Below are 23,682 nucleotides of genomic sequence, written 5' to 3'. Positions count from 1 at the left end.
GAGTCCCGTCCACTCCGCCATTTATTATTGAGTTCGGGTTTGATACCTGAGCTCAGGTGAGAGTAGCGCGTTGCGCTACGGGTCGCGGGACTAGGCGTCCCCGTTGAGTCCCGTCCACTCCGCCATTTATTATTGAGTTCGGGTTTGATACCTGAGCTCAGGTGAGAGTAGCGCGTTGCGCTACGGGTCGCGGGACTAGGCGTCCCCGTTGAGTCCCGGAAACGAAGCCATTTATTTACAGAAAGCCTGAGTCGAAAGACTCAGGCTTTTTGGCATATCCGGAGTTTGAGTTGCGGACAGTTCAGTGGTTCGTGGGTGTTGGCTGCGAGCAACACTTCCCTGTGATCTCCCCCAGGCTGCCTTCCATGGCAGCCGCTTCAGGCCTGCGTCGCTTTGCGACGGTGCCCTTCGCCCACTCCGCCATGTATTTGCAGAAAGCCTGAGACTAGGCGTCCCCGACGAAAGACTCAGGCTTTTTGGCATATCCGGAGTTTGAGTTGCGGACAGTTCAGTGGTTCGTGGGTGTTGGCTGCGAGCAACACTTCCCTGTGATCTCCCCCAGGCAGCCTTCCATGGCAGCCGCTTCAGGCCTGCGTCGCTTCGCGATGGTGCCTTTCGCCCACTCCGCCATTATTTACAGAAAGCCTGAGACTAGGCGTCCCCGACGAAAGACTCAGGCTTTTTGGCATATCCGGAGTTTGAGTTGCGGACAGTTCAGTGGTTCGTGGGTGTTGGCTGCGAGCAACACTTCCCTGTGATCTCCCCCAGGCTGCCTTCCATGGCAGCCGCTTCAGGCCTGCGTCGCTTCGCGACGGTGCCCTTCGCCCACTCCGCCATGTATTTGCAGAAAGCCTGAGACTCGGCGTCCCCGACGAAAGACTCAGGCTTTTTGGCATATCCGGAGTTTGAGTTGTGGACGGTTCAGTGGTTCGTGGGTGTTGGCTGCGAGTAACACTTCCCTGTGATCTCCCCCAGGCTGCCTTCCATGGCAGCCGCTTCAGGCCTGCGTCGCTTCGCGACGGTGCCCTTCGCCCACTCCGCCATGTATTTGCAGAAAGCCTGAGACTAGGCGTCCCCGATGAAAGAGTCAGGCTTTTCTTCTTCTGAACAACTCTTTAGCTCTGTAGACCAAAGGGATCGTCGAGGCTATGGCTGGGTTGAGTAAACCAGACCGGCCCTTGCTCATTGAGATAGAAGTGGTCCTCCAGCCGAACACCAAACTGGTCAGGGATCACCAACATGGGCTCATTGGAGAACACCATGCCGGGGGCTAGTGGCGTTCGATCTCCCCGTACCAGGTAGGGCCCTTCATGAATATCCAGGCCGCAGCCGTGGCCGGTTCTGTGTGGCAGACCCGGCAGGGCATAGTCAGGGCCAAATCCATAGGCCTCCAGGGCGCGCCGTGCAGCATGGTCGACCATCTCACAAGTGGAACTCGGCTGGGCAGCAGCAAATGCGGCTTCCTGGGCCGCTTTCTCAGCCTGCCAGGCGTGGCGTTGGGCATCGTTGGGAGTGCCAAAACAGTAGCTGCGAGTGATATCTGAGTGGTAGCCTTCGATCAAACATCCGGTATCGATCAAAACCCAGTCATTGTGTTTGAGTTGCTGTGGGTCCTTCACCCCGTGTGGGAAGCTGGTCGCAACGCCAAACAGTACGATACAGAAGCTGGATCCGCCGGGAGCACCAATTGCTTTATGAGCTTGATCAATAAAGGCTATTACTTCGGTGGTACAGATCCCCTCATGCAGGATCGCTGCAGCGGATCGCTGTACTTCCAGGGTCATGGACTTAGCTTGTTGCAGCAACGCCAGTTCAGCTTTGGACTTGCGGCTTCGGCAGGCTGTCAGCGGTGGCTGAGCATTAGATAAATGCCACTTTGGCAAAGCTTGTTGTAGACCGTCCACCAGAAAGAAGGGGGCAGAAGGGTCGACACCTAGGTGACCTTCGGCACCTAACTGACGGGCAACCTTTTCATAGGGACATTCATGCTCGTGCCACAGTAGCATGGGAGCGGGTTCAATCCAGAAATCCTCAATGGAGCCCTGTTCAAAATGGGGCACCAAGTAACAGAGTTCGCCGGAGGCATGCAGCAGGGCGCCCACCATGCGCTCGCTGGCTTTCCATTTGAGCCCGGTAAAGTAGTAGAGATTGGTACCGGCATTGAGGTAGATGGCATCCATTGCCCCTGCTTGCATCAATTGGCACAGTTGGGCACGGCGCTTAGCGAACTCCTCCTTGGGTAAGGGAGAGATGGTTTGTTTGAGTGCAGCCAGTCGGGCTAGCTCCTGTTGGGCGGTACGACCGCCAACGCCGATGGTCATGATAGGAAGACTCCATTGGGGGACGAAGATCCGGGATATGCTACTTGGGCTATCCCGTGGGGACAAAAGAAAAGCGGCCATTTGGCCGCTTTTGCGAGGAGGCTCAACCGAGCTGGGTGCTGACGGAGAGTTCGCGATCCTCGGGCATCTCGTTATAGGAGAGCACATTGAGGCCCCGGGCAAAGGCGCGGGCGTATCGGGCCAGGACAGGGCGTAGCTGTGGGGCGACCAGCAGGATCGGTGCACTGCCTTGTTGCTGCATCAGGCCGAGCAGGCTAGGCATTTTACTCTGCAGTTGTGCCAGGAGCTGAGGTTCGATGGCAAAACCATCCAGCGGAACATTGCCGGCCTGCTGCGCCTGGTTGAGGGCGCTCATCAGGGTTTGTTCCAACTCCGGGGCCAGGGTAGCCACTTCCAGTTTGCCATTTTGTCCAGCGATCTGGTGCAACAGGGTTTCCTTTAGGGCGCATCGCACGTCTGCTGCCAAAAGGATGGGGTCTTTGGTGTTTTCGACACACTCCAGCAGTGTGGTTGCGATGGTGCGGATATCCTTGAGAGAAACCTGCTCTCTTAGCAATAGACGGTAGATCTTCAACTGCTGTATTGGAGTCAGTGCGGCATTAAGCGACTCTGCCAATCGCGGCGCCTGGGCAGTGAGGCGATCGGTCAGGCTGGTGATGTCATCGTGTTGGATCAGATCGGCCAGCTTCTCCCGCATCAATTTGGAAACGTGGGTGGCGATGATGGTGGCGTTGTCTACCACGGAATAGGCCAGGTTTAGGGCCCGTGCCTTATTTTCCGTGGTGATCCAGACGGCATCCATGCCATAGGCCGGATCTTTGGTCAGAACCCCGTCGATCTCGCCGTACACTTCACCGGACTGGATCGCCAGCAACTGATCCGGCTGCAGCTCGCCACTGGCCACCGGGACCCCCATAAACAGGATCTGGTATCCGGTCGGCGACAGGGTCAGGTTATCGCGAACCCGAACCTCCGGCAGCAGGAAGCCTGCCTGCTCCGACAGGGTACGCCGAATACCGATCAGCCGGTTGAGCAACTCGGCGCCCTTGGAGCGGTCCACCAGGTGAACCAGACGGTAGCCCAGTCCCACCTCAAATACATCCGTGTAGGGCAGGGCTTCCCAAGTGGGTGGCTGGGTCTCAGAGCGAACCTGCTCAACTTTTTGTTCGACCTGTTCAAGGGGGGTCGCCGGAGCAAAACGGTATTGCTGCCAGGCGGCGAAACCCAGCACAAAGGCAAAGGTGCCAAAGGCCAGGGTAGGCATGCCGGGTACCATTGCGATGATCGCCATGACACCTGAGGCCGTACCCAATACGGCCGGACTGGCCAGCAGCTGGCTGGAGATCTGATCCGGCATCTGCTGGGCATCGGATACCCGGGTGACGATGATTGCGGCAGCCGTTGCCAACAGCAGGGACGGGATCTGGGCGACCAGGCCATCACCAATGGTCAGCAGGGAGAAGGTGCGGAAGGCATCGCCGGCACTCATGTCGTGCTGGAATACCCCGATGGCGACACCACCGATGATGTTGATAAAGAGGATCAGGATCCCGGCGATGGCGTCGCCGCGAACAAATTTTGACGCCCCGTCCATCGAGCCGTAGAAATCTGCCTCACGAGCCACTTCGGCACGGCGCTCCTTGGCCTGATCCTGGGACAGCGCGCCGGCGTTGAGATCGGCGTCGATGGCCATCTGTTTGCCTGGCAGCGAGTCCAGGGTAAAGCGGGCGCTCACCTCGGAGATCCGCTCGCCCCCCTTGGTGATCACCACAAAGTTGATGATCATCAGGATCAGGAACACCACCATACCGACGACGTAATCCCCGCCGATCACCACTTCACCGAAGGCCTGGATCACCTTACCGGCGGCATCGCCGCCATTGTGGCCCTCCATCAATACGATCCGGGTCGAGGCAACGTTGAGCGTCAGGCGCATCAGGGTCGCCAGCAGCAAAACGGTGGGGAACACGGAAAACTCGAGGGGACGTTGGGCGGAGACCGCCACCAGCATCACCAGGATGGCCAGAACGATGTTGAAGGTGAACAACATGTCCAGCAGCCAGGGGGGCAGGGGGAGGATCACCATGGCCAACACAGCCAGCAGCAGTACCGGTACACCGATAAAGCTGTTGCTCACATTGAGGCCGGACGGCAGGGAAAACTTCATAGGAGTTGCCTTTGTTGAATGTGCCTGAAATTAACGACGCAAAGATTTAGGTATGTGGAAACTGGGCAGCGCATCGGGCTTGGCCTGGCGGCCCTGACGATAGGCTTTGAGCTGCATCACGTAGGACAGGACCTGGGCTACCGCGACAAACAGGGCCTGAGGGATCTGCTGTTCTATCTGGGTGGAGTAGTAGACGGCCCGAGTCAGGGGCGGCGACGAGACCACCTCGATGTTATGGGTTTTGGCCAGGTGACGGATGTGCAATGCCAGTTCATCTTCGCCCTTGGCGATGACAAAGGGGGCATCAGCCCGCTGGGGATCGTACTGCAGCGCTACCGAGTAGTGACTGGGGTTGATCAGCACCACATCGGCCTTGGGGACGGCTGTGTCGGCCCGGGAGCGTGCCATTTTTTGCTGGATCTGTCGGATCCTGGCCTTGACCTCGGGCTTCCCTTCCATCTGCTTATGTTCATCTTTGACCTGTTGCCGGGTCATTTTGAGCTGCTTGGCGTGATCAAACATCTGCCAGGGGACATCGATCAGGGCAATAAACAGCAGCATCACTCCGAGGGTCAACACGCCCCCCGCCAAAAAGCTGACCCCTTCGGCGATCGCCTGATCCATCGGCAGCTGGTAAAGGCCTATCAGGCTGCCGAGTCGACCGCGCAGCAGGAAATAGAGGGTGGAGAGCAGCAGGGTGATCTTGAGGATCGACTTGACCAGCTCGACCAGAGACTTCATCGAAAACATCCGTTTCAAGCCTTTGAGCGGGCTGATCCGTTCACCCTTAAACTGCAACGCACTGGCCGATAGCAGGGGACCGCCAGGCATGGAGCCGGCCACGGCGGCAAGCACCCCCAGAAGCAAGAACAGTGGGCCGAGCATGCTCAGCAGGTGCATCAGGCTCTGGCCGATGTGGCGCATCATCATGTCCGGCTCTTGGAGCTCTTCCAGCGAGATCGTCATGTTGTAGCGCATCAACTCGGCGGCGTGGCGGGCAAACCACTCCGCACTGGCCATGATCATCAGGCTGGCACCGATAAAAAGCATGGCCGTGGCCAAGTCTTTTGAACGGGGAACCTGACCCTTCTCCCTCGCTTTTTTCAGCTGTTGGGGTGTCGCCTGTTCTGTTTTGTCACCGGCTTGCTGACTCATGGCTGCCCTCCCACCAGTTGATGCATGGCGGACAGGGCATCGAGACAGATCTCCGTATAGCGGTCCGGCAGGCCACTGAAGGAGATAAGGATGCTGACCAGGCCCAATAGCATGGCTAAGGGGAAGCCCAGGGAGTAGACGTTAAGGCTGGGGGCAGCCTTATTGAGTACCCCAAAGGTGATGTTGACCATGAGCATCGCCATGACAGCTGGAATGGCCATCATCAATGCCATTGCATAGGTCCAGCCAAATTTCATCACCACCATCATCAGTGGCAGATCCAGCACACCACTGCCGACAGGCCAGAGGTAGAAGCTGTCGATCACGATCGCCAGGGCGACCAGGTGGCCGTCCAGTGCCAGGAACAGCAGAGTGCCGTACATCACCATCAACTGACCCAGCAGGGCGTGGTTGACCCCGTTGGCGGGATCGTTCATCACCGACATCGCCAGGCCCATCTGCATCGACAGCATCTGGCCAAGCAGACTCAGTACATGGATCAGCAGGGACAGGATCAATCCCATCAGGCTGCCAACGGCCAACTGTTCAAAGGCGAGGCGCAGCGCCGCAAAGGAGAGGGGATCGACCGGTGGCGGGGGAGGCAGTAATGGCGCCGCCAAGCCGGCAATGGCCATGGCCAGCAGGATCCGGATCCTGCCGGGAATATGGCCATTGGAGAATAGGGGCATCAGGGCGAACACACCCATGATGCGAAAGAACGGCCACCAGAAGGTACCCAGGAAGCCGCCCAGTTGTGTCGAGGTCAGTTCCAACATAGGTCAGCCGATCAACGTTGGAATGTTGTAGAACAGATTGTTGAACAGATCACCCAGCTTGGTCAGCAACCATTGACCGGCGTAGAGCACCATCAGCAGGGTGATCACCAGCCTGGGCAGAAACGACAGGGTTTGTTCGTTCACCGAGGTGGCCGCCTGCAGCACAGCAATCACTAGGCCAACGGCCATGCCGGGCATGATCAGCACCCCCACCATGGACACCACCAGAAAGATGGCGTCGGCGAATAGGGAAGTCAGTTGCATTTGATCCATTACTAAGTCATCCCAAAGCTGGCAGACAAGGTACCGACGGTCATGGCCCAGCCATCAACCAGTACGAACACCATCAACTTGAACGGCAAAGAGATGATCAGCGGGGAGAGCATCATCATACCCATGGACATCAGCACCGATGCCACCACCAGATCGATCACCAGGAAGGGGATAAAGAGCAAAAAGCCGATCTGGAACGCAGTTTTGAGTTCTGACAAAACGAAAGCGGGCATCAGAATTGTGAAGTGGATCTGGTCCACAGCCGTATCCACCGGCTCGCCGGCGATCTTTAGCATCTTTTCCAGGTCCGTCTCCCGTGTCTGACCCAGCATAAAGACGCGCAGGGGTTGCTCTGCCGCCTTCATCGCTTCAACCAGATTGATCTCACCGGCGTCATAGGGCTGGTAGGCCACCGAATTGATCTCTTCCCATACCGGTCGCATGATAAAGAGCGTCAAGGTCAGTGCGATCCCCACCAGCAGCTTATTGGGGGGGCTTTGCTGCAACCCCAAAGCCTGCCGCAGCACTGCCAGTACAATGATGATCCGCGTGAAGCTGGTCATCATCAGCAGCATTGCTGGCAGCAGCGACAGCATGGTCATGATGGCGACAATTTCCAGCTTAACGCTGATCGCCTGACTACTGTCGCCATCGCTGAGGGTGAGCAGGGTCAGATCCGTGTTGGCCAGTGCGCCTGGGCTCAACAGCAGCAACAGCCACCACCAATAACGCATGGGATCAGGCTCCCGTCAATTTGCTGGCTTCAACTTCCAGCAGGCGAACACCGTAGCGCCCTTTGACTTCCACTACTTCGCCGCGGCCCAGCAGGGTGCCGTTAACGCGAAGGTCCAGGGGTTCGCCGACCATGCGGTCCAGTGCGACAATGTCGCCTTCACCCATGGCCATCAGTTCACCCAGGCTCAGTTCGGCACTGGCCAGTTCCAGGGAAACCTGGACCGGCAGATGACTGAAGAACTGCATATCGCGAGTGGGTTGAGGGGCAGCTGCCGTTGCAGGCATCTTGCTTTCCAGGGTTGTATCGTCGCTGCCGAACAGGTCGTCGTCCAACAACAGTTCGTCGTCGAGCAGCAAGGTATCGTCGGACATCATTAATCCTCGTGTTGATGTAGTTCTTGGGTGATTTTGGCGACCAACTGGCCATTTTGGCTATGGACGCTCGCATGAAATAGGGGGCGCCCACCGATGGACACCGGGCTACGGGGCAGCAAGGTTGCCGGCAGCACTTCGCCTGCCTGCAGCTCATGAATGGCGGCGGCGGGCATTGCCTGGCGTACCAGCTCACAGGATAAGCGGATAGGCAGTTGGTGCAGCTTACGTTTAAGCTGGTTGGCCAGCTCAGGGGAAGTAGCTTGATGGGGGGCGACCGTCAGTCGCGCCAGGAGATCTTCACTGAGCAGCCATTGACAGGGGGGCAGGGGCTCATCCCGGCGCCACTCCATCTGCCAGCGCAGTGGGGCGCTGACATCGACGGGACCGGTCAGGGGCACCAACTCAAGCTGCTGGGGATCCAGCGCCAGTTCCTTGAGGGCGTTGATCGCACCGGTAAGCAGGCGTTTGACCAGGCGCAGTTCCGATTGACTCGGGCTACGCAAGGGAGAGTAGAGGGCGCCTTGACTACCGCCATAATATTGGCTGGCCAGTTGGTCGAGACTGCAGCGGTCGATCCCCCACCAGGCCAGTGGCTGACGTTCGTAGCTTAGCTGGAACCAAGCCAGTGAGCTCTCCAGTTTGAAAGCCACCTCATCTCGGATCGGCTGTAATGATCGAATGGGAGACTGGTTTACGGCGACGCCCGGGGCAAGTGCCTGGGTAACCGCTTCCAATATCGCACTCTGACGCTTCTCCAGTTCCAGCAGCAACCGGCTGCGGGCCAGGCGCTCTTGCACCAGTGCGACGGGTCGGTAGCTGACCTGTTGACTGGCAGGCAGCACCATCGCTTTTGCGGTGGTTTTCATATCCTGTTGATCCCTTCAAATAGCTCCGCTTAATAATTGGACGATTTGGCTGGCCGTCACAAAATACATAAGCAAACAAAGTTAAATCACACGGTTCATAAATTGAGCGTCAAAATAAATTGCTGCGTCAAAAAATTACCACATGACCTTAAAATAAATATTTCGTCAAATTGTCGTTTCGTTGCCAATCATTTGGCGCGCCGGTTTTTTGTTATTAATGTCATTTTATTGACTGCAAAAATGCCTGCAAGACAGCGTGATAGCTGCGTTTGGGCCGATACATTAACAGCACTAAAAACCAAATTTCAATATTGCTTTTTATCTAGGTTTCACATTAAGTTATGCAACCAAATTAAACGACGGCGGGATAGCTGTCGTCATATAAATAACAACGATTGCCGAGCCCTTCACAGCCATGAATAAAAAGACAATAGGCCTTGTCGCTTTATTAGCGGGTTTTGCCACAGAGACATGCGTTGCCCAAACGGATTTACCGATGGCGAACTACCAGACGCCGATGGATGCGGTTGACTGGCGCTACAGCGGTAACCGGTTCGGTTGCCGCCTGAGTCACACCATCGATGGTTTTGGTACTTTGCGGCTGCATCAGTATCCTGCTCAGTCCATGGGACTGGCTTTGACGACCGACTGGTTGCAGGAAACCCCGACAGGGCTGCGCAGCATCCTGTCTTCCCCGTCCTGGTTGCACAGTACGCCGGCGCAGCAGCACCCGCGAGACTGGCGTTGGAAGGGCGGTGCGGGAGTGATGTCAGGCTCCGCCGAACCGTATCTGGATGCGCTTGAGCAGGGTTGGGGACTCTCGCTGGCTATGGGCCTGGAGGGCCAACGGGGTTACCAGTTGGAGGTGGAGCCGGTTGCGGTGAAATCGCCTTTGCGAGAATTTCGCCAGTGCGTCACGCAATTGGTCCCCCAGCCCTATGATGTGGTCCGCCATGTGACCCTCAATTACGCCAGCGGTCAGCTCCTGCCCAGGGCAGAGCAGTTGCCGATGATCGACGCCATCGCTCAGTACGTGGCCGCCGATAAGCGGATCAAGGAGGTGCTGGTGGACGGTCACACCGACACGGTGGGCGATCACCTGGCGAACCTGGTGTTGTCTCGACAACGCGCGGATGAGCTGACCGGCCTTCTGGTCGAACGCGGCGTTTCTGTCAACAAGATCGAGGTGCGAGGCCATGGCCAGCGTTACCCCTTGACCCGAGCCAACACTGCTGCGGCGCATAACAAGAACCGCAGGGTGGAGGTACGTCTGGTGATGTCCGGAGAGTCGGGAAATGCCAGTGAATAACCGGATCTGTGCCGAAGGTGTTGAGCTACCTCGCCTGTTGGCGAAGCAGCTCTCGCTACAGGGCTATCAGCTGTCTGAACAGCTCGATGAACAGGCCTGGGTGAGTCTGGTGGATCTGAGCCAGCAGACGCCGGAGCAGATCGGTCAACGGCTCAAGGCCGCGGCGGGGCAGCATCGCATCGCCCTGGTGGAGCCAGAGCAAACCGACTTGGCTTGCGCAGCCATGGAGCAGGGGGCACAGGATTACCTCTTGTTGCCCCTGGACGGCGATCAGCTGGTGAACCTGCTGCAACGCCTGAACCAGCTTGAGCAAGATCAACGCTCCATGGTGGCGGTTTCTCCCCGTTCGCGTCAGATGCTGATGCTGGCCCAGCGTGCCGCGCAAACCGATGCCAGTATCCTGCTTACCGGCGAGTCCGGTACTGGCAAGGAGCAGGTGTCTCGTTTCATTCATCGTCAGTCATCCCGTAGCGGTGAGCCTTTCATCGCCCTCAATTGCGCCGCCATCCCCGAGTCCATGCTGGAATCTTTGCTGTTTGGCCACGTCAAGGGGGCTTTTACTGGCGCCCATGCGGATAAGGCCGGAACCTTTGAGGCCGCCAATGGCGGCACGCTGCTGCTCGATGAAATTGCTGAAATGCCCCTGATGCTGCAGGCCAAACTGCTGAGAGTCTTGCAGGAGCGCACCGTTGAACGGCTGGGATCGCACCGTAGCATTCCCCTGAATGTGCGGATCATCGCCGCCACCAATCAGGACCTCACCAAGGCCGTGGCTGAAGGCCGCTTTCGTCAGGATCTCTTCTACCGGCTGGATGTGTTGCCACTCAAGCTGCTGCCCTTACGGGAGCGGCGCGAGGACATCCTCCCCCTGTCGGAGTTTTTCCTGGAACGATACCGGGATATGGCCGGCGGCAGCTGCCTTTTCAGTGACGCGGCACGCCAGGCGCTGATCGCCTATGACTGGCCGGGCAATGTACGCGAGCTGGAGAACGTGGTGCAGCGTGCCTTGATCCTGCGCCGTGGAGCCACGCTGCAATTTGCCGATCTGGGGTTACCGGGCGATGCCACGCCGACCATGGTCCAAGCCACAAGCGGCGATCTGGACAGTGGTCTTAAGGCATCCAAGCGACAGGCCGAATTCCAGTTCGTGCTCGATACCCTGCGACGCCATGGCGGTAACCGCTCCAAGACGGCCGATGCGCTGAGCATGACCACCCGATCACTCAGATACAAGATGGCTCAGATGCGGGAGGCGGGGATCGATGTTGATGCTGCGCTGGCCGCTTCTGATGCCGCCTAATCAACACCGGAGAGTGTGATGTCTTCCCCGATTGCAATGAACCAAACCCAGATGCTGGAGAGCCTTCAGCAACACAAAGAGATCGCCAAGGGCGCCATTATGCCCAACCTGGTCAACGGATCGCATGGTGCGTCCCAGGGGCCCTCTTTTGCCACGTTGATGACGCAGAAAGTGCGCGGGATCAACGAGGACCAGATCCATGCCAGCCATTTAAGAACTGAGGTGGATATGGGCCGCAGTGACGATCTGGTGGGGGCCATGGTGGCCTCACAGAAAGCCAGCCTCAGCTTCAGTGCCCTGATCCAGGTGCGCAACAAGCTGGTGGCCGCTTTCGATGATGTAATGAAAATGCCGTTGTAAGGACAACCAGAATGACAACTGCAACCGCAGCAGCTCCAGCCGCCGGTCTCGGTGTGATGGACCGAATGAAACAACTCTTTGGGCGCTGGCAAGGGGCCAGCCGCAGCGATCGTCAGGTATTGGTGATCGCCGTGATGGCCACTGTCGTGGCCACCGTGATTGTCCTGATGCTCTGGACCGCCAGTCGAGGCTACCGCCCCCTCTATGGAGCACAGGAAGGCTTCGACAGTGCCGAAGTGATCGAGGTGCTCGAAGCCGAGAAGATCCCATACCGGATGCAGGCCGATACCGGTCAGATCCTGGTATTGGAAGACCAACTTGGTCGGGCCCGCATGGTATTGGCTGGCCGCGGGATCCGCGCCGCCATGCCGGAAGGGATGGAGATGCTGGATAAGGCCGGTGCCCTGGGCGCCAGCCAGTTCCTTGAAGAGGCCCGCTATCGCCATGGTCTGGAGGGCGAACTGTCCCGCACCATCATGGCGCTTAAGGCCGTTCGTAGCGCCCGGGTTCATCTGGCGATCCCCAAACGGACCCTGTTTATCCGTCAGCAACCGGAAAAACCCAGCGCCTCCGTGATGCTGGAGCTCTACTCCGGCGCCAAGCTGGCTCCGGAGCATGTCGAGTCGATCGTCAACCTGGTGTCCGGCGCCGTCTCCGGCATGCCCAGTGATGGGGTTTCTGTGGTCGATCAGAGCGGCCGGCTGCTCAGTGCCGAACTCGATCTGAGCGGGGATCTCAGCCGTGCCAGCGACCGCCAACTGGGTTATGCCCAGCAGTTGGAGCAGAGCCTCTCCCAGCGTGTTAACGATATGCTGCTACCGATCCTGGGTTACGGTAATTACCGGGTACAGATAGCTGCCCGCATGAACTTCGACCAGGTCGAGGAGACCCGGGAGCAGCTGGATCCTGAATCCGTGGTACTGATGCGGGAAAACAGCCGCAACGAAGAGCGCAACACGGATCTGGCCATCGGTATTCCCGGTGCGCTGGCTAATCAGCCACCGGCGGACGGCAACCAGCCGCCGAACGCCGCCACCAACATCAGCAATCAAGCTGACCGCCAGTTCGAGTCCAGCCGTTCGGTTCGCCATACCCGGTACCAGCAGGCACAGCTGGAGCGTCTGTCGGTTTCGGTTCTGCTCAATAGCGACTCGATTGAGCTGGCCGCCGAGCAGACGGCCCGGCTGGAGCAGATGGTGGCCGATGCCATCGGCTTCGAAGCCGCCCGAGGCGATACTTTGAGCATCACGGGCTTCCCGTTTGCCACTCAGATGATGCCGGAAATGGAGCCGCTGCCTTGGTGGCAGACCCAAGAATACCAAGTGTACCTGCGTTACATCATAGGCACCTTGTTGGCACTTGGATTGATGCTGTTCGTGTTGCGCCCTCTGGTCAAGCACCTGACCCGCACCGTCGAGCAGGAAAAAGCGTTGGAAGAAGCGCAAACCGCCGCCATCGTGCCGGAGATCGAGCTGGCCGATGCGAACCTACCGGAACTGCCACCGCCAGGCTCTGCGCTGCATATCCAGCTTGAGCACTTGAGCCTGCTGGCCAACAAAGAACCGGCGCGGGTCGCCGAAGTGATCACACAGTGGATGGGCAACAATGAGCGCGATTGAGTATGACAAGCTGACCGATCTGTCCGGCGTTGAACAGGCGGCAATGCTGCTGGTCAGCATGGGTGAAGAGGGGGCGGCCAAGGTGCTGTCCCACATGAACAGTGGCTCGGTGCAGCAGGTCAGCCAGGTGATGGCACGCCTGTCCAACGTCAAACAGGCGGACGCAGAGCTGGTGTTGCTGCGCCTGTTTGAGGATTATCGAGGCCAGGCCGGGATCGCCCGCGCCAGCCGCAACTACCTGCAGCGTACCTTGGACTCGGCCCTGGGCGACAAGCTGGCCAAGAGCCTGCTCGACTCCATTTACGGCGACGAAGTCAAGAAACTGGTACAACGCCTCGAGTGGGTGGAGCCTCAGTTGCTGGCGCGCCAGATCGGACCGGAGCACCCACAGTTGCAGGCCGTCCTGCTGGGCTTGTTGCCACCGGATGCGGCGTCCATGGTGCTGCAGCGTCTGCCCAAGGAGAGCCATGACGAGCTGTTGGTTCGTATTGCGCAACTGGGTGAGCTGGATCGGGAGGTGATCGAGGAACTCAAACAGCTGGTGGATCGTTGTCTGGCCGTGGCCAATGAGCGCTCCCATACCCGGGTGAGCGGCGTTTCCCAGGTGGCCGGGATCCTAAACCGCCTCAACAGCGATCGCAGCCAGTTGATGGAGCTGCTCAAGCTGCATGACAGCCAGTTGGCTGCCCAGGTGGAAGTGAACATGTTTGACTTCATTATCCTTGGTCGTCAGAACGATGAAACGCTACGTAACCTGCTGCAGGAAGTGCCTCAGGATATGCTGGCGATGGCGATGAAAGGGATCGACGTCGAACTGAAGCGCAAGCTGATGGATGCCCTGCCAAAACGTATGGCTCAGGCCCTGGAAACTCAGGTTATGGCCCTGGGTCAGGTTACTTTGTCTCGTGCCCAGGTTGCCCGTAGCGACGTGATGCAGGTGGCCAAGAAGCTGATGGAGCGTGGTGAGATCGAGCTGCAGCTGTATGACGAGAAGGTGGTGGAATGAGCATGCCAATCAATCCGGGACAACGCTGGCGTCTGGATCCCTCCGTCGCCCGCCAATACCGTTACACGCCACTGCCTACCGAGGGCACCGGGCCAGAGCGCTCTGAAGGCGAGAGCTGGCAAGGCTACCAGGATGGCTTTGACAAGGGATACCAGGAAGGGGTGGCCCAGGGCCACCAGGCCGGTTTCGATGAGGGTCATACCCAGGGCGAGGATGCTGGACGTAAACAGGGCTTCGGTGGCGGTCGCCAGGAGGGCCTGGAAGCCGGACGCAACGAAGCCCGAGAACAGTTGCAAACGGCCCTGGTGCCACTGAGTGCCCTTAAGGAGCTTCTCGAGGAGGGCCATCAGGCTCAGGTGCGCCAGCAGCAGGAGCTGATCCTCGAACTGGTGCAGCGCGTAGCCCAGCAGGTGATCCGCTGTGAGCTGACTCTCCAGCCCCAACAGGTGCTTAACCTGGTGGAGGAGACGCTGCAGGCGCTGCCCGACGGACAGGGAGAGGTGAAGATCCATCTGGAGCCGTCCGCCTGTACCCAGCTTAAGGAACTGGCTCCGGAGCGGGTGGTGGACTGGACCCTGGTCGCCGATCCGACGGTGAGCCCGGGGGGCTGCCGAGTGATCTCCGATACCGTGGACGCCGATGCCTCCGTGGAAGCCCGACTGGATGCCTGCATGGCGCAGGTTCGTGAACGCCTGGACAGCATGGAGCACGACGGTGACGGCCACTGATTGGCTGTCGGTGCCGGTAGCTCAGATCTACGGCCGACTGGTGCGGGTTAACGGCCTGCTGCTGGAGGCCGTAGGTTGTCAGTTGGGAACCGGCGAGCGCTGCCTGGTTGAGCGTCAGGACGGTTCATTGGTCGAAGCCGAGGTGGTGGGGTTTGATCGGGATGTCCTGTGCCTGATGCCGATCACCGGGACCGATGGGCTGGTGCCCGGGGCCCGGGTTCGGCCTCTCAATGGGGTCTCTCCGGCTCCTGTGGGCCCCGGCCTGTTGGGACGAGTCCTGGATGGCTGTGGTGAGCCCATCGATGGTAAGGGACCGTTGATGGGGATCCAGTGGTGCCGCGCACGCCTGCAGCCACCCAACCCCATGCTTCGCCGTCCCATCGATGAGCCCCTGGATGTCGGAGTCCGTGCCATTAATGCCTTGCTGCCCGTTGGCAAGGGGCAGCGCCTTGGGCTGTTTGCCGGATCCGGCGTGGGTAAGTCCGTCTTGCTTGGGATGATGACCCGCTTTACCGAGGCGGATGTGGTTGTCGTGGGCTTGGTGGGCGAGCGGGGCCGTGAGGTGCGTGAGTTTATCGAACACTCCCTGGGCGAGGCCGGACGCAAACGTGCCGTGGTGGTCGTGGCACCGGCTGATGCCACCGCTCTGATGCGGTTGCGGGCGATGCGCCTGTGCCACCGTATTGCCGCAGGCTATCGGGATCAGGGTCAGAATGTACTCCTCCTGGTGGACTCCCTGACCCGCTATGCTCAGGCCCAGCGAGAGATCGCCCTGAGCCTGGGTGAGCCACCGGCCACCAAAGGTTACCCGCCTTCGGCTTTTACCCAGTTGCCCTCCCTGGTGGAGATGGCCGGTAACGGCGAATCGACCCAGGGCAGCCTGACGGCCCTCTATACCGTACTGGTTGAGGGGGATGACCAGAATGATCCCGTGGCCGATGCGGCCCGAGCGATCCTCGATGGACACATAGTGCTCAGTCGTACCCTGGCCGAGCAGGGACAGTACCCGGCGATCGATGTGAATTCGTCGGCATCTCGCCTGGCGGCTCAACTGTCTGATCAGGAGACACTCGATGCCATGCAGCGCGTGCGTCGTCTCAACGCCCGTTACAGCGAGGTGCGCTCCCTTATCCCACTTGGTGGATACCAACCGGGACAGGATCTTGAGCTGGATCTGGCGGTTCAGGCCCAGCCGGAGATCAAGGCGTTCCTCAGCCAGGGGATGGACGAAGGACAAGGTCGCAGCGAGAGCCTGGCACAGCTGCAACAACTGACAGGAGGCTGGCCACATGGCTGATCCCATAGTGATGTTGCGCAAGCAGCAGGAAAAGCGTTTGGTGGCCCTGGGTCAACAGCGACAGCAGCGCCAACAGAGGCTCAGTCTGCTGGAGCAGCGTCATGCCCAGTTGCAGGGGTTGATCGCCGAGTATGCTGGCAGCGGGAGCGACAGCGGTATTCTGGCGCTGCGCAACCGCAGCCAGATGGGACAGCAACTGCGGCCTTTGGCCGAGCAGTGTCAACGTCAACAACAGGTCGCTTCCCAGGATCTGATGGGACTGGATCACCAATGGCAGCGTCAATTGGGTCGTTGCCAGGGGTTGGTCTGGCTGGAAGGGGAGCAAGCTCGGAGCCGTTTGCAGAAGGCCGAGCGGCTGGAGCAGAAGCAGATGGATGAGTTTGCCCAGCGCAGTGTTCGTCGGCGCTGATCGACCGGGGAGAGAAAAACGCGGCCATCGGCCGCGTTTTTTTGTCGTTTTTGAGCGAACTGCCTGCCTTATATCGGGCGATTGTGCATTGATGCAGAAAAGCCGCTGGGTCTCAGCGGCTTTTTCCTAGAGGGTGATGTCGGGCTTAGGCGGGCTGACCATAGTCTCTATGGGCGCTATTTTCCCCATCGAGGATCGTATCGATCAGGGATTTCTGACCGACCAGCAGCTTGCCGTTGATCTCGTTTTCATTCTGACAATCGCGGATCAGGCTACCCAGCTGGGCCCAGAGGCTGGCCAAAGGCCGCTGGGTCTGTGCGGACAGGGCTTTGAGCAGTCGCTCCATCCCCTGCTGGTTCGCATTGACCCCTAGGGTGCGAAGAATGTCACTGCGTCGCTTGGCGCGTTTGGCCAAGCGCTGGCAGAGTTCATTCTGGCGTGGATTATGGTCTTGCAGCGCCTGGCTGTCCCGCCGCTGCAACAACTCGCGCTGGTGGCGCAGCAGGCTGCGCAGTTGTTGGTAGTCTTCGACATCGAGGCGGATCTCCCGCACCAACACCTGTAGCAGTTCGCGTTTATTCACCATGCTTAACCGTGTTGATCCAGGATCTGACTTGCCAGGTCGTCCAGGTTTAGCTCGAAGCTGCCCTGTTTCAACGCGGTGCGCAGGGCATTGACCTTGTCCAGATCAACATCGCTGATCTGGCCCAGTTGCTCTCGGGCTTGATCCAGCAGTTGCCAGTCATCACTGATGCTGTCTTTGCGACCAGCAGGAGTCGGCGTCGCCTGCTCTGTGGTTTGGGTCTGTTTCGGAGCGGCCTTCAAGCTGACCGCGTAGTTAGATGATAACTTATTGATTTCCATGGCTAACCACTTCTGTATTTGGCTGTGTTCGGTGCATTTCTGCTTCTGATGTCAAAAAAGCGTCTCGCCGGCGTCAAAACTTAAACGCCTTTTTGATTTTTTTCTCACGGGGGCGCTGTCCCTTGCAATGAGTCGGCGCAACTCGGCTCGTTGCAGTGAAGAGCCGTATTGATCCGGCCATTGGCTGCCTTGGGATCCCCCATTAGGAGATAAGCCCAGCGGATTTGCCATCGTTCCCCAAGCCGGTCAGCTGGTACCGATCAGAACCGGGTTTCCACGATCCCTTCGGAGATCGGGTAAGCGGTGATCACGGCTCCTGAGCTGTGGTTTCTGATCCGGATCCCCTGGCCCTTGCTCCCGTTTTCCAGGGCGACCCCTGTCATGGTGGCGGCGAAGCGATCTGTGCCGGCTCGGATCAACACCTCGTCTCCCAGGCTGATCAGATGGGGGACTGAGATCTGACTGGCTCTTACCGGTTGGTCCGGGCGTAATCCCCGCCGTGCAGACTGACCGATCAACGCCTTATGGGTGAAGATCAGGTCCTGATCTTTTAACCCCAAGGTGCGCACAGCCCAAGTGAGATCGGAAGAGCCCAGTGTCTGACCCTGGCTGATCCGATGGCGTAGCACCGGCACCCGGGCCTGGGCTTCGACCCTGGCCCGGACAAACTGGCGCCATTGGGGAGAATGGCAACGCACCTCACGTTGCACATGGCCCAGCGGAACATTGCGACCGGAAGTGACGACAAGTTTACCCTGACAGGGCGGCAGCGCATTCAGGGCGGAGCCCAGTCGAGGCTCTATGTGGGTGGTGATCAGTTGGGCACCCGTGCGCAGCTGCCACTGCTTGACTTCGGTAAGCAGCTGTTGCTCCAGGGCCAGGGCGATCTGGGAAGCGGTCTCGGCGGCCATGAGCGGGCCGGATAACAGTGGCACCAGCAGCGGAAGCCACGGCGGAAGAATGCGCTTCCTTGTCTCTAAATAAGCGGAATCTGGTTTTCCCATTGAACCCTAAGTTCCATCCTAATTCACTGATAATAAAGAAAAATAAAAGTTGGCATGACTCTTGTTAGTACTGCCGGGCCAACGAGTAAGCCGTTATTGAAAAAGGAGTCGTCATGGCGATTAATCTGGATGCCGCTCTGGGCGTTCATGCTAACACGCTGGATTTCCGCGTAGAACGGTCGCGGGTATTGTCCGGTAATTTGGCTAACGCCGAAACCCCGGGATACAAGGCCCGTGATCTGGACTTTAGCCAACTGATGAACCGACTCGATCCCGCTCAGGGGGTCGATCGAAACTACCAGATGGCCTATCGCATACCCCATCAGCCATCGAAAGATGGCAACAGTGTGGAGCTGGGCCAGGAACAAGCTCGATTCGCGCAGAATGCGATGGATTTCCAGACCAGCCTGACGTTTTTGAACATGAATATTCAGGGCCTGCAAAAGGCCATTGAGGGTAGATAAACATGTCGTTTAACCAGATCTACCAGATCGCAGGCTCAGCCATGAATGCACAGAGCCTGCGTCTGAACACAGTCGCCTCCAACCTGGCCAACGCCGATGCGGCTGCCGCCAGTGAGCAGGATGCGTTCCGTGCCCTGAAACCCGTGTTTCAGACCGTGTACGAGCAGACCCAGACCGGTGGCATGAGTGCCAATGTCCATATGGCCGGCGTCGTGCAGTCCGACGCGCCATTGGAAAAGCGTTACGAGCCGGATCACCCTCTGGCCGATGACACAGGCTATGTCGTCTATTCCAACGTCAACACCGTTCAGGAGATGGCGGACATGATGGCCGCCACCCGCGCGTTTGAGACCTCCACCGATGTGTTGGCCCGGGTGAACTCCATGCAACAAAACCTGCTGAAACTGGGAGGCATGTAATGCTGGGGATCGCAAACTACAACACCGGCGCCGGTGTACAGCAAAACAGTGAAGGTGTGCCAGCGCAAAACAGCGCGGATATCGCCGCTTACAACGGCGCGCCGGCAACCACCAGTGGTGGTGGCTTTGGTGGCGACATGAACAGTGCTGCGGGTCTGCGCAATGAGTTTCTGACCCTGATGGTGGCGCAGATCCAGAACCAGGATCCGCTCAATCCTATGGATGGCGCCGAGTACGTCTCCCAGTTGGCCCAGTTCTCCCAGGTAGAGAGCCTCGAAGGGTTGCGACTCGGTCAGAATAACATGCAGATCTTGGCGGAAAACCTCCAGGTACTGGGGACCACCTCGATGATTGGCCGAGATGTGCTGGTGCCTGCCGATGAGATCAGCATCGGTGAAGACGTGATCAAGGGCCAGGTAGAGCTGGAAAATGCCGTGGAAACCCTGCTGGTGGAGATCAAGAACGAATCGGGTGAGGTGGTGGCTACCGTCGATCTGGGTCAGCAAGGTAAAGGCGCGGTGGATTTTGAGATCGATCCCGAGGCCCTGGGTCTCGAACCCGGTGATTACACACTGGCGGCCAACACCACTGCCGACGGCGCCGAGAGTAAAGGCACTGTCCTGATCGCCGCGACCGTAGAGCGTGTCCACATCGCCTCCATGACCGGCTACATGATGCTTGAACTGGGCCATGGGCTTGGTGCGGTTTCCCTCTTTGATATTCGAGAAATGGCCTAAGCGGCCGGAGTAAAAACAGATGTCTTACAACATTGCCCTGAGCGGCCTGAACAGCACCAGCCAGCAGCTGAACACCATCTCTAACAACATTGCCAACGTTTCCACCCCGGGGTTCCGTGGTGCCCGTGCCGAGTTTGCTGCGGTGTACGCCGGCAACCAGCCGGGCGGGGTAGCGATCGCAAACGTTTCCCAGGATTTCTACAACGCCGGTGACATGATGTATACGGGTCGCCAGTTGGACATGTCGATCTCCGGCAACGGCTTCTTCATGACCTCCAACCAGGGCGCGGTCAGCTACACCCGCTCCGGCATGTTCTCCCAGGACAAAAACGGCTTTATCGTCGATTCCTACGGCGGTACGCTGCAGGGTTACCCGGTTGGGGCCAATGGCAACCTGCTGACCGGCTCGGTGACCGATCTGCGCATCGACAACAGCTCCCAGGCAGCCAATGCTACCGGTAACGTGGGCCTGGGCCTGAACCTGGATTCACGCAACGAGGCGCTGGACATCAACAACTTCGATCCGGCCGATCCAGACAGCTACCACGCCCTGAACTCCACCAAGATCTACGATTCATTGGGTAACGAGCACAACCTGACCCAGTACTACATCAAGACCGGCCCGAACGAGTGGGAAGTGCGCTTCGAACTCAATGGTACCGACGTGAGTCAACACGCCACCAATACCACCCTGACCTTCGATGAGAACGGCGCCCTGACCTCGGGCGGCAACTTCGATTTGAACGTCCCCAACAACATCACCGACGCCGATGGTAACCCGATCCTGGATGGCTCCGCCTCCCTGGCGATCGCCATGAACTACGACAAGGTGACCCAGTTCGGCAGTGACTTTGCCGTGGCATCCATGACCCAAGATGGCTACACCGCCGGTGAGCTGGCCGGGATCCGCATCGACGACAACGGCATGGTCTATGGCGTTTACACCAACGGCCAGGACGCCCTGCAGGGCCAGGTGGCCTTGGCCAACTTCGCCAACCCCAACGGTCTGCAGCAGATCGGCAACACCGCCTGGACCTCCACCTTTGCCTCTGGCCAGGCCACCATCGGTGCGGCCGGGACCGGCACCCTGGGCTACCTGACCGCCGGTGCCATCGAGGGCTCCAACGTGGACCTGACCTCTGAGCTGGTCAACCTGATGACTGCCCAGCGCAACTATCAGTCCAACTCCAAGGTGATCAGCACCCAGAACCAGATGACCCAGACCCTGTTCCAGGCCATCTAAGGACGTAAGCTGCCATGGATAAGTTGTTATACACCGCCACCAGTGGCGCGACCCGGGTGATGGAAGCCCAGAGCATTCGTGCCAATAACCTGGCCAATGCCAACACCACGGGCTTTCGCTCCGATCTGGAACGGATCAACAGCCACGCGGTTCAGGGTGCTGGCCACGGCACCCGGGTGCTGGCCCAGACCCAGACCGCCGGAACCAGCCTGCGCAATGGTGTGATGAACGCCACCGGCCGGGATCTGGATATCGCCCTGCAGGGGGACGGGTGGTTCACCGTCGCCGTGGATGGCGGGGAAGCCTACACCCGTGCCGGGGGCATGACCCTGGATGCGGATGGCCAGTTGTTGCTGGACGGGCGCCCGGTCCTGGGCGTCGACGGCCCCATTCAGTTGCCGGAATACCGCGAGTTGACCGTCGGTAACGACGGTACCCTGAGCGTGATCCCAGCCGAGGGCGGCCTGATCGATGAGGTGGCCCGTCTTAAGCTGGTGAACCCGGCGGCGGCTCAGCTGGAAAAGGCCCCCGACGGTCTGATGCGCTTCGATGGTGGGTTGGCCGCCGCTCAGGATGAAGAGGTCCAAGTGGTGAACGGCTTCCTGGAAGGGAGCAACGTACAGGCCATCGACGAACTGTTGGCGTCCATGAACCTCAGCCGTCAGTTCGAGCTGCAGGTCAAGATGATGAAAACCGCCGAAACCTTGGCCCAGTCCGGCAACCGCCTGGTCCGTGGCAGCTAATAAAACGAATTTTTAGGGAAATAATCCGATGCAATCTGCACTTTGGGTCAGCAAGACAGGCCTGACCGCTCAAGATACCAAGATGACCACCATCGCCAACAACCTGGCGAACGTGAACACCACCGGCTTTAAGCGTGATCGGGTTAACTTTAACGATCTCTTCTACCAGACGCAGCGCCAACCCGGTGCCATGGCGGATCAGCAAAATGAACTGCCAGCGGGCCTGCAACTGGGGACCGGCGTACGCATCGCTGGCACTCAAAAGGTGTTCAGCAGTGGTGAAGTGTTGACCACGGGCCAGCCGCTGGATATGGCGATCATGGGGGGCGGCTTTTTCCAGGTGGAGCAGGTCAATGGCGATTTTGCTTACACCCGTGATGGGCAGTTCTACCGCAATGCCGATGGCATGATGGTGACGGCCGAAGGCTTGCCCATGGTTCCGGCTGTCGAGATCCCGGAAGATGCGCTGACCGTGACCATCGGCACCGATGGGATCGTTTCCGCCCAGATCGCCGGTGACGCCGAGCCCCAGGAGCTGGGACAGATCACCCTGGTGAACTTTACCAACCCGGCGGGCCTGGAAGCGATGGGTAACAACCTGTATCGCGAAACGGCCGCCTCCGGTGTGGCCCTGGAAGGGATCCCGGGCGAAGCGGCCATCGGCGAGCTTAAGCAGGGCTTCCTGGAAGGCTCCAACGTGAACGTGGTGGAGGAGATGGTTGAGATGATCTCCACCCAGCGTGCTTACGAGATGAATGCCAAGGTGGTGTCTTCCACCGATGACATGCTCAAGTATCTGAACCAGGTACTGTAAGGAGTTGCCAGTGAAACGCGCCTTGCATTTATGGGCGGTGCTGCTGCTGGGTGGATGTGCCAGCAGCTACCTGCCGGAAGCCGTGGAGCCGAATACGCCGGAGTACGCACCACCTGCTCTGGAAGTGGTGGTGCCCGAGGCCCGCCACGGAAGCTTGTATCGTCGTGGTTACACCATGGCACTGTATCAGGATCGCCGGGCCTACCGCATCGGCGACATCCTGACGGTGGATCTGGATGAACGTACCCAGGCGAGCAAGAAAGCCGGCACCAGCACCTCGAAGGACAGCCAGGTGCAGGGCAGCGGCTCCTACGGTTTCGGCACCAGCAGCGGCTCTGGCGAAGCCGGTTTGGGCATGGGGCGGAACTTTTCCGGTAATGGCTCCTCCAGTCAGCAGAATCAGCTGTCGGGCTCCATTACCGTTACCGTTGCCGACGTGTTGCACAACGGCGTCCTGGTGATCCGAGGTGAAAAGTGGCTGCGCCTGAACCAGGGGGATGAGTTTATCCGCCTGGTGGGGCTGGTACGTACCGAGGACATCGATCAGCAAAACCGGATCTCCTCACAGCGTATTGCCGATGCCCGGATCAGCTATGGCGGCCGTGGCACCCTGTCGGATGCCAGTGCCCCCGGCTGGGGTACCCGTTTCTTCAACGATCCCATCTTCCCGTTCTAAG

Annotated in this window: 26 protein-coding genes; 15 read left to right on the top strand and 11 right to left on the bottom strand. The window is 59.0% G+C overall.

Features of this window, described 5'->3' with window-relative positions:
* Nucleotides 1-1,115: 1,115 nt before the first annotated feature.
* The 8 genes from AC2D8U_RS07200 to AC2D8U_RS07165 form a co-directional block, all read right to left on the bottom strand.
* Nucleotides 1,116-2,321: a M24 family metallopeptidase gene (locus tag AC2D8U_RS07200; protein ID WP_484618379.1), complete on the bottom strand. Its 1,206-nt coding sequence runs from the start codon at nucleotides 2,319-2,321 to the stop codon at nucleotides 1,116-1,118.
* A 103-nt stretch (nucleotides 2,322-2,424) separates the two neighbouring features.
* Entirely contained in the window at nucleotides 2,425-4,509 is a 2,085-nt protein-coding gene (gene flhA, locus AC2D8U_RS07195; protein WP_484618378.1) for a flagellar biosynthesis protein FlhA, read from the bottom strand.
* A 30-nt stretch (nucleotides 4,510-4,539) separates the two neighbouring features.
* Nucleotides 4,540-5,664, bottom strand: a complete 1,125-nt coding sequence (flhB, locus tag AC2D8U_RS07190) for a flagellar biosynthesis protein FlhB (protein WP_484618377.1) — start codon at nucleotides 5,662-5,664, stop codon at nucleotides 4,540-4,542.
* Nucleotides 5,661-6,440 carry a flagellar biosynthetic protein FliR gene (fliR, locus tag AC2D8U_RS07185; protein WP_484618376.1) on the bottom strand — a complete coding sequence of 260 codons (780 nt, stop codon included), beginning with the start codon at nucleotides 6,438-6,440 and terminating at the stop codon, nucleotides 5,661-5,663. Before fliR ends, flhB begins: the two co-directional genes overlap by 4 nt.
* Before the next feature lie 3 nt (nucleotides 6,441-6,443).
* Nucleotides 6,444-6,713, bottom strand: coding sequence for a flagellar biosynthetic protein FliQ (locus tag AC2D8U_RS07180; protein ID WP_484618375.1), 270 nt, complete (start codon nucleotides 6,711-6,713; stop codon nucleotides 6,444-6,446).
* 2 nt (nucleotides 6,714-6,715) lie between these two features.
* Nucleotides 6,716-7,447, bottom strand: coding sequence for a flagellar type III secretion system pore protein FliP (gene fliP / locus AC2D8U_RS07175; protein ID WP_484618374.1), 732 nt, complete (start codon nucleotides 7,445-7,447; stop codon nucleotides 6,716-6,718).
* Nucleotides 7,448-7,451: 4 nt separating this feature from the next.
* Complete coding sequence (locus AC2D8U_RS07170; protein ID WP_484618373.1) at nucleotides 7,452-7,820, bottom strand: flagellar motor switch protein FliN; 369 nt, start codon at nucleotides 7,818-7,820, stop codon at nucleotides 7,452-7,454.
* 2 nt (nucleotides 7,821-7,822) lie between these two features.
* Nucleotides 7,823-8,689 (bottom strand): FliM/FliN family flagellar motor switch protein, encoded by an 867-nt coding sequence (locus AC2D8U_RS07165; protein ID WP_484618372.1) that lies wholly within the window; start codon nucleotides 8,687-8,689, stop codon nucleotides 7,823-7,825.
* 496 nt (nucleotides 8,690-9,185) lie between these two features.
* Here AC2D8U_RS07165 and AC2D8U_RS07160 point away from each other — a divergent pair, with 496 nt between their 5' ends.
* Genes AC2D8U_RS07160 through AC2D8U_RS07125 form a run of 8 tightly spaced genes read left to right on the top strand, consistent with a single transcriptional unit; the run spans nucleotide 9,186 to nucleotide 16,717 of the window.
* Nucleotides 9,186-9,998, top strand: coding sequence for a MotY family protein (locus AC2D8U_RS07160; protein WP_484618371.1), 813 nt, complete (start codon nucleotides 9,186-9,188; stop codon nucleotides 9,996-9,998).
* Nucleotides 9,985-11,298: a sigma-54 interaction domain-containing protein gene (locus AC2D8U_RS07155; protein ID WP_484618370.1), complete on the top strand. Its 1,314-nt coding sequence runs from the start codon at nucleotides 9,985-9,987 to the stop codon at nucleotides 11,296-11,298. Before AC2D8U_RS07160 ends, AC2D8U_RS07155 begins: the two co-directional genes overlap by 14 nt.
* Before the next feature lie 18 nt (nucleotides 11,299-11,316).
* On the top strand, nucleotides 11,317-11,658 hold the full coding sequence (fliE, locus tag AC2D8U_RS07150) for a flagellar hook-basal body complex protein FliE (RefSeq protein ID WP_484618369.1): 342 nt from the start codon (nucleotides 11,317-11,319) through the stop codon (nucleotides 11,656-11,658).
* An 11-nt stretch (nucleotides 11,659-11,669) separates the two neighbouring features.
* Entirely contained in the window at nucleotides 11,670-13,277 is a 1,608-nt protein-coding gene (gene fliF / locus AC2D8U_RS07145) for a flagellar basal-body MS-ring/collar protein FliF (protein WP_484618368.1), read from the top strand.
* A complete protein-coding gene (locus AC2D8U_RS07140; protein WP_484618367.1) occupies nucleotides 13,264-14,283 on the top strand; it encodes a FliG C-terminal domain-containing protein in 1,020 nt (339 codons plus the stop codon). Before fliF ends, AC2D8U_RS07140 begins: the two co-directional genes overlap by 14 nt.
* A complete protein-coding gene (fliH, locus tag AC2D8U_RS07135; RefSeq protein ID WP_484618366.1) occupies nucleotides 14,280-15,011 on the top strand; it encodes a flagellar assembly protein FliH in 732 nt (243 codons plus the stop codon). The genes AC2D8U_RS07140 and fliH overlap by 4 nt, the downstream gene beginning before the upstream one ends.
* A complete protein-coding gene (locus AC2D8U_RS07130; RefSeq protein ID WP_484618365.1) occupies nucleotides 14,998-16,308 on the top strand; it encodes a FliI/YscN family ATPase in 1,311 nt (436 codons plus the stop codon). The genes fliH and AC2D8U_RS07130 overlap by 14 nt, the downstream gene beginning before the upstream one ends.
* Entirely contained in the window at nucleotides 16,301-16,717 is a 417-nt protein-coding gene (locus AC2D8U_RS07125; protein ID WP_484618364.1) for a flagellar FliJ family protein, read from the top strand. Before AC2D8U_RS07130 ends, AC2D8U_RS07125 begins: the two co-directional genes overlap by 8 nt.
* A gap of 145 nt (nucleotides 16,718-16,862) precedes the next feature.
* On the opposite strand, the gene AC2D8U_RS07120 is transcribed toward AC2D8U_RS07125, so the two are convergent.
* From AC2D8U_RS07120 to flgA, 3 genes are all read right to left on the bottom strand, one after another.
* Nucleotides 16,863-17,303 carry a flagellar protein FlgN gene (locus AC2D8U_RS07120; protein ID WP_484618363.1) on the bottom strand — a complete coding sequence of 147 codons (441 nt, stop codon included), beginning with the start codon at nucleotides 17,301-17,303 and terminating at the stop codon, nucleotides 16,863-16,865.
* Nucleotides 17,304-17,305: 2 nt separating this feature from the next.
* Nucleotides 17,306-17,581, bottom strand: a complete 276-nt coding sequence (gene flgM / locus AC2D8U_RS07115) for a flagellar biosynthesis anti-sigma factor FlgM (RefSeq protein WP_484618362.1) — start codon at nucleotides 17,579-17,581, stop codon at nucleotides 17,306-17,308.
* A 260-nt stretch (nucleotides 17,582-17,841) separates the two neighbouring features.
* Entirely contained in the window at nucleotides 17,842-18,492 is a 651-nt protein-coding gene (gene flgA / locus AC2D8U_RS07110; protein ID WP_484618361.1) for a flagellar basal body P-ring formation chaperone FlgA, read from the bottom strand.
* A 206-nt stretch (nucleotides 18,493-18,698) separates the two neighbouring features.
* Here flgA and flgB point away from each other — a divergent pair, with 206 nt between their 5' ends.
* Genes flgB through flgH form a run of 7 tightly spaced genes read left to right on the top strand, consistent with a single transcriptional unit; the run spans nucleotide 18,699 to nucleotide 23,681 of the window.
* Entirely contained in the window at nucleotides 18,699-19,049 is a 351-nt protein-coding gene (flgB, locus tag AC2D8U_RS07105) for a flagellar basal body rod protein FlgB (RefSeq protein ID WP_484618360.1), read from the top strand.
* Between the two features lie 2 nt (nucleotides 19,050-19,051).
* Entirely contained in the window at nucleotides 19,052-19,468 is a 417-nt protein-coding gene (gene flgC, locus AC2D8U_RS07100) for a flagellar basal body rod protein FlgC (RefSeq protein ID WP_484618359.1), read from the top strand.
* A complete protein-coding gene (locus AC2D8U_RS07095) occupies nucleotides 19,468-20,205 on the top strand; it encodes a flagellar hook capping FlgD N-terminal domain-containing protein (RefSeq protein ID WP_484618358.1) in 738 nt (245 codons plus the stop codon). Before flgC ends, AC2D8U_RS07095 begins: the two co-directional genes overlap by 1 nt.
* A gap of 19 nt (nucleotides 20,206-20,224) precedes the next feature.
* Nucleotides 20,225-21,448, top strand: coding sequence for a flagellar hook protein FlgE (flgE, locus tag AC2D8U_RS07090; RefSeq protein WP_484618357.1), 1,224 nt, complete (start codon nucleotides 20,225-20,227; stop codon nucleotides 21,446-21,448).
* Between the two features lie 14 nt (nucleotides 21,449-21,462).
* Complete coding sequence (locus AC2D8U_RS07085) at nucleotides 21,463-22,191, top strand: flagellar basal body rod protein FlgF (protein ID WP_484618356.1); 729 nt, start codon at nucleotides 21,463-21,465, stop codon at nucleotides 22,189-22,191.
* A 28-nt stretch (nucleotides 22,192-22,219) separates the two neighbouring features.
* A complete protein-coding gene (gene flgG / locus AC2D8U_RS07080; RefSeq protein WP_484618355.1) occupies nucleotides 22,220-23,005 on the top strand; it encodes a flagellar basal-body rod protein FlgG in 786 nt (261 codons plus the stop codon).
* 10 nt (nucleotides 23,006-23,015) lie between these two features.
* Nucleotides 23,016-23,681: a flagellar basal body L-ring protein FlgH gene (gene flgH / locus AC2D8U_RS07075; protein ID WP_484618354.1), complete on the top strand. Its 666-nt coding sequence runs from the start codon at nucleotides 23,016-23,018 to the stop codon at nucleotides 23,679-23,681.
* Nucleotide 23,682: the final 1 nt, after the last annotated feature.

The sequence above is a fragment of the Ferrimonas sp. YIN67 genome (genome assembly GCF_057219095.1).
Note: the sequence above shows the minus strand (reverse complement) of the source record. Positions and strands in the feature narration are given on the sequence as shown.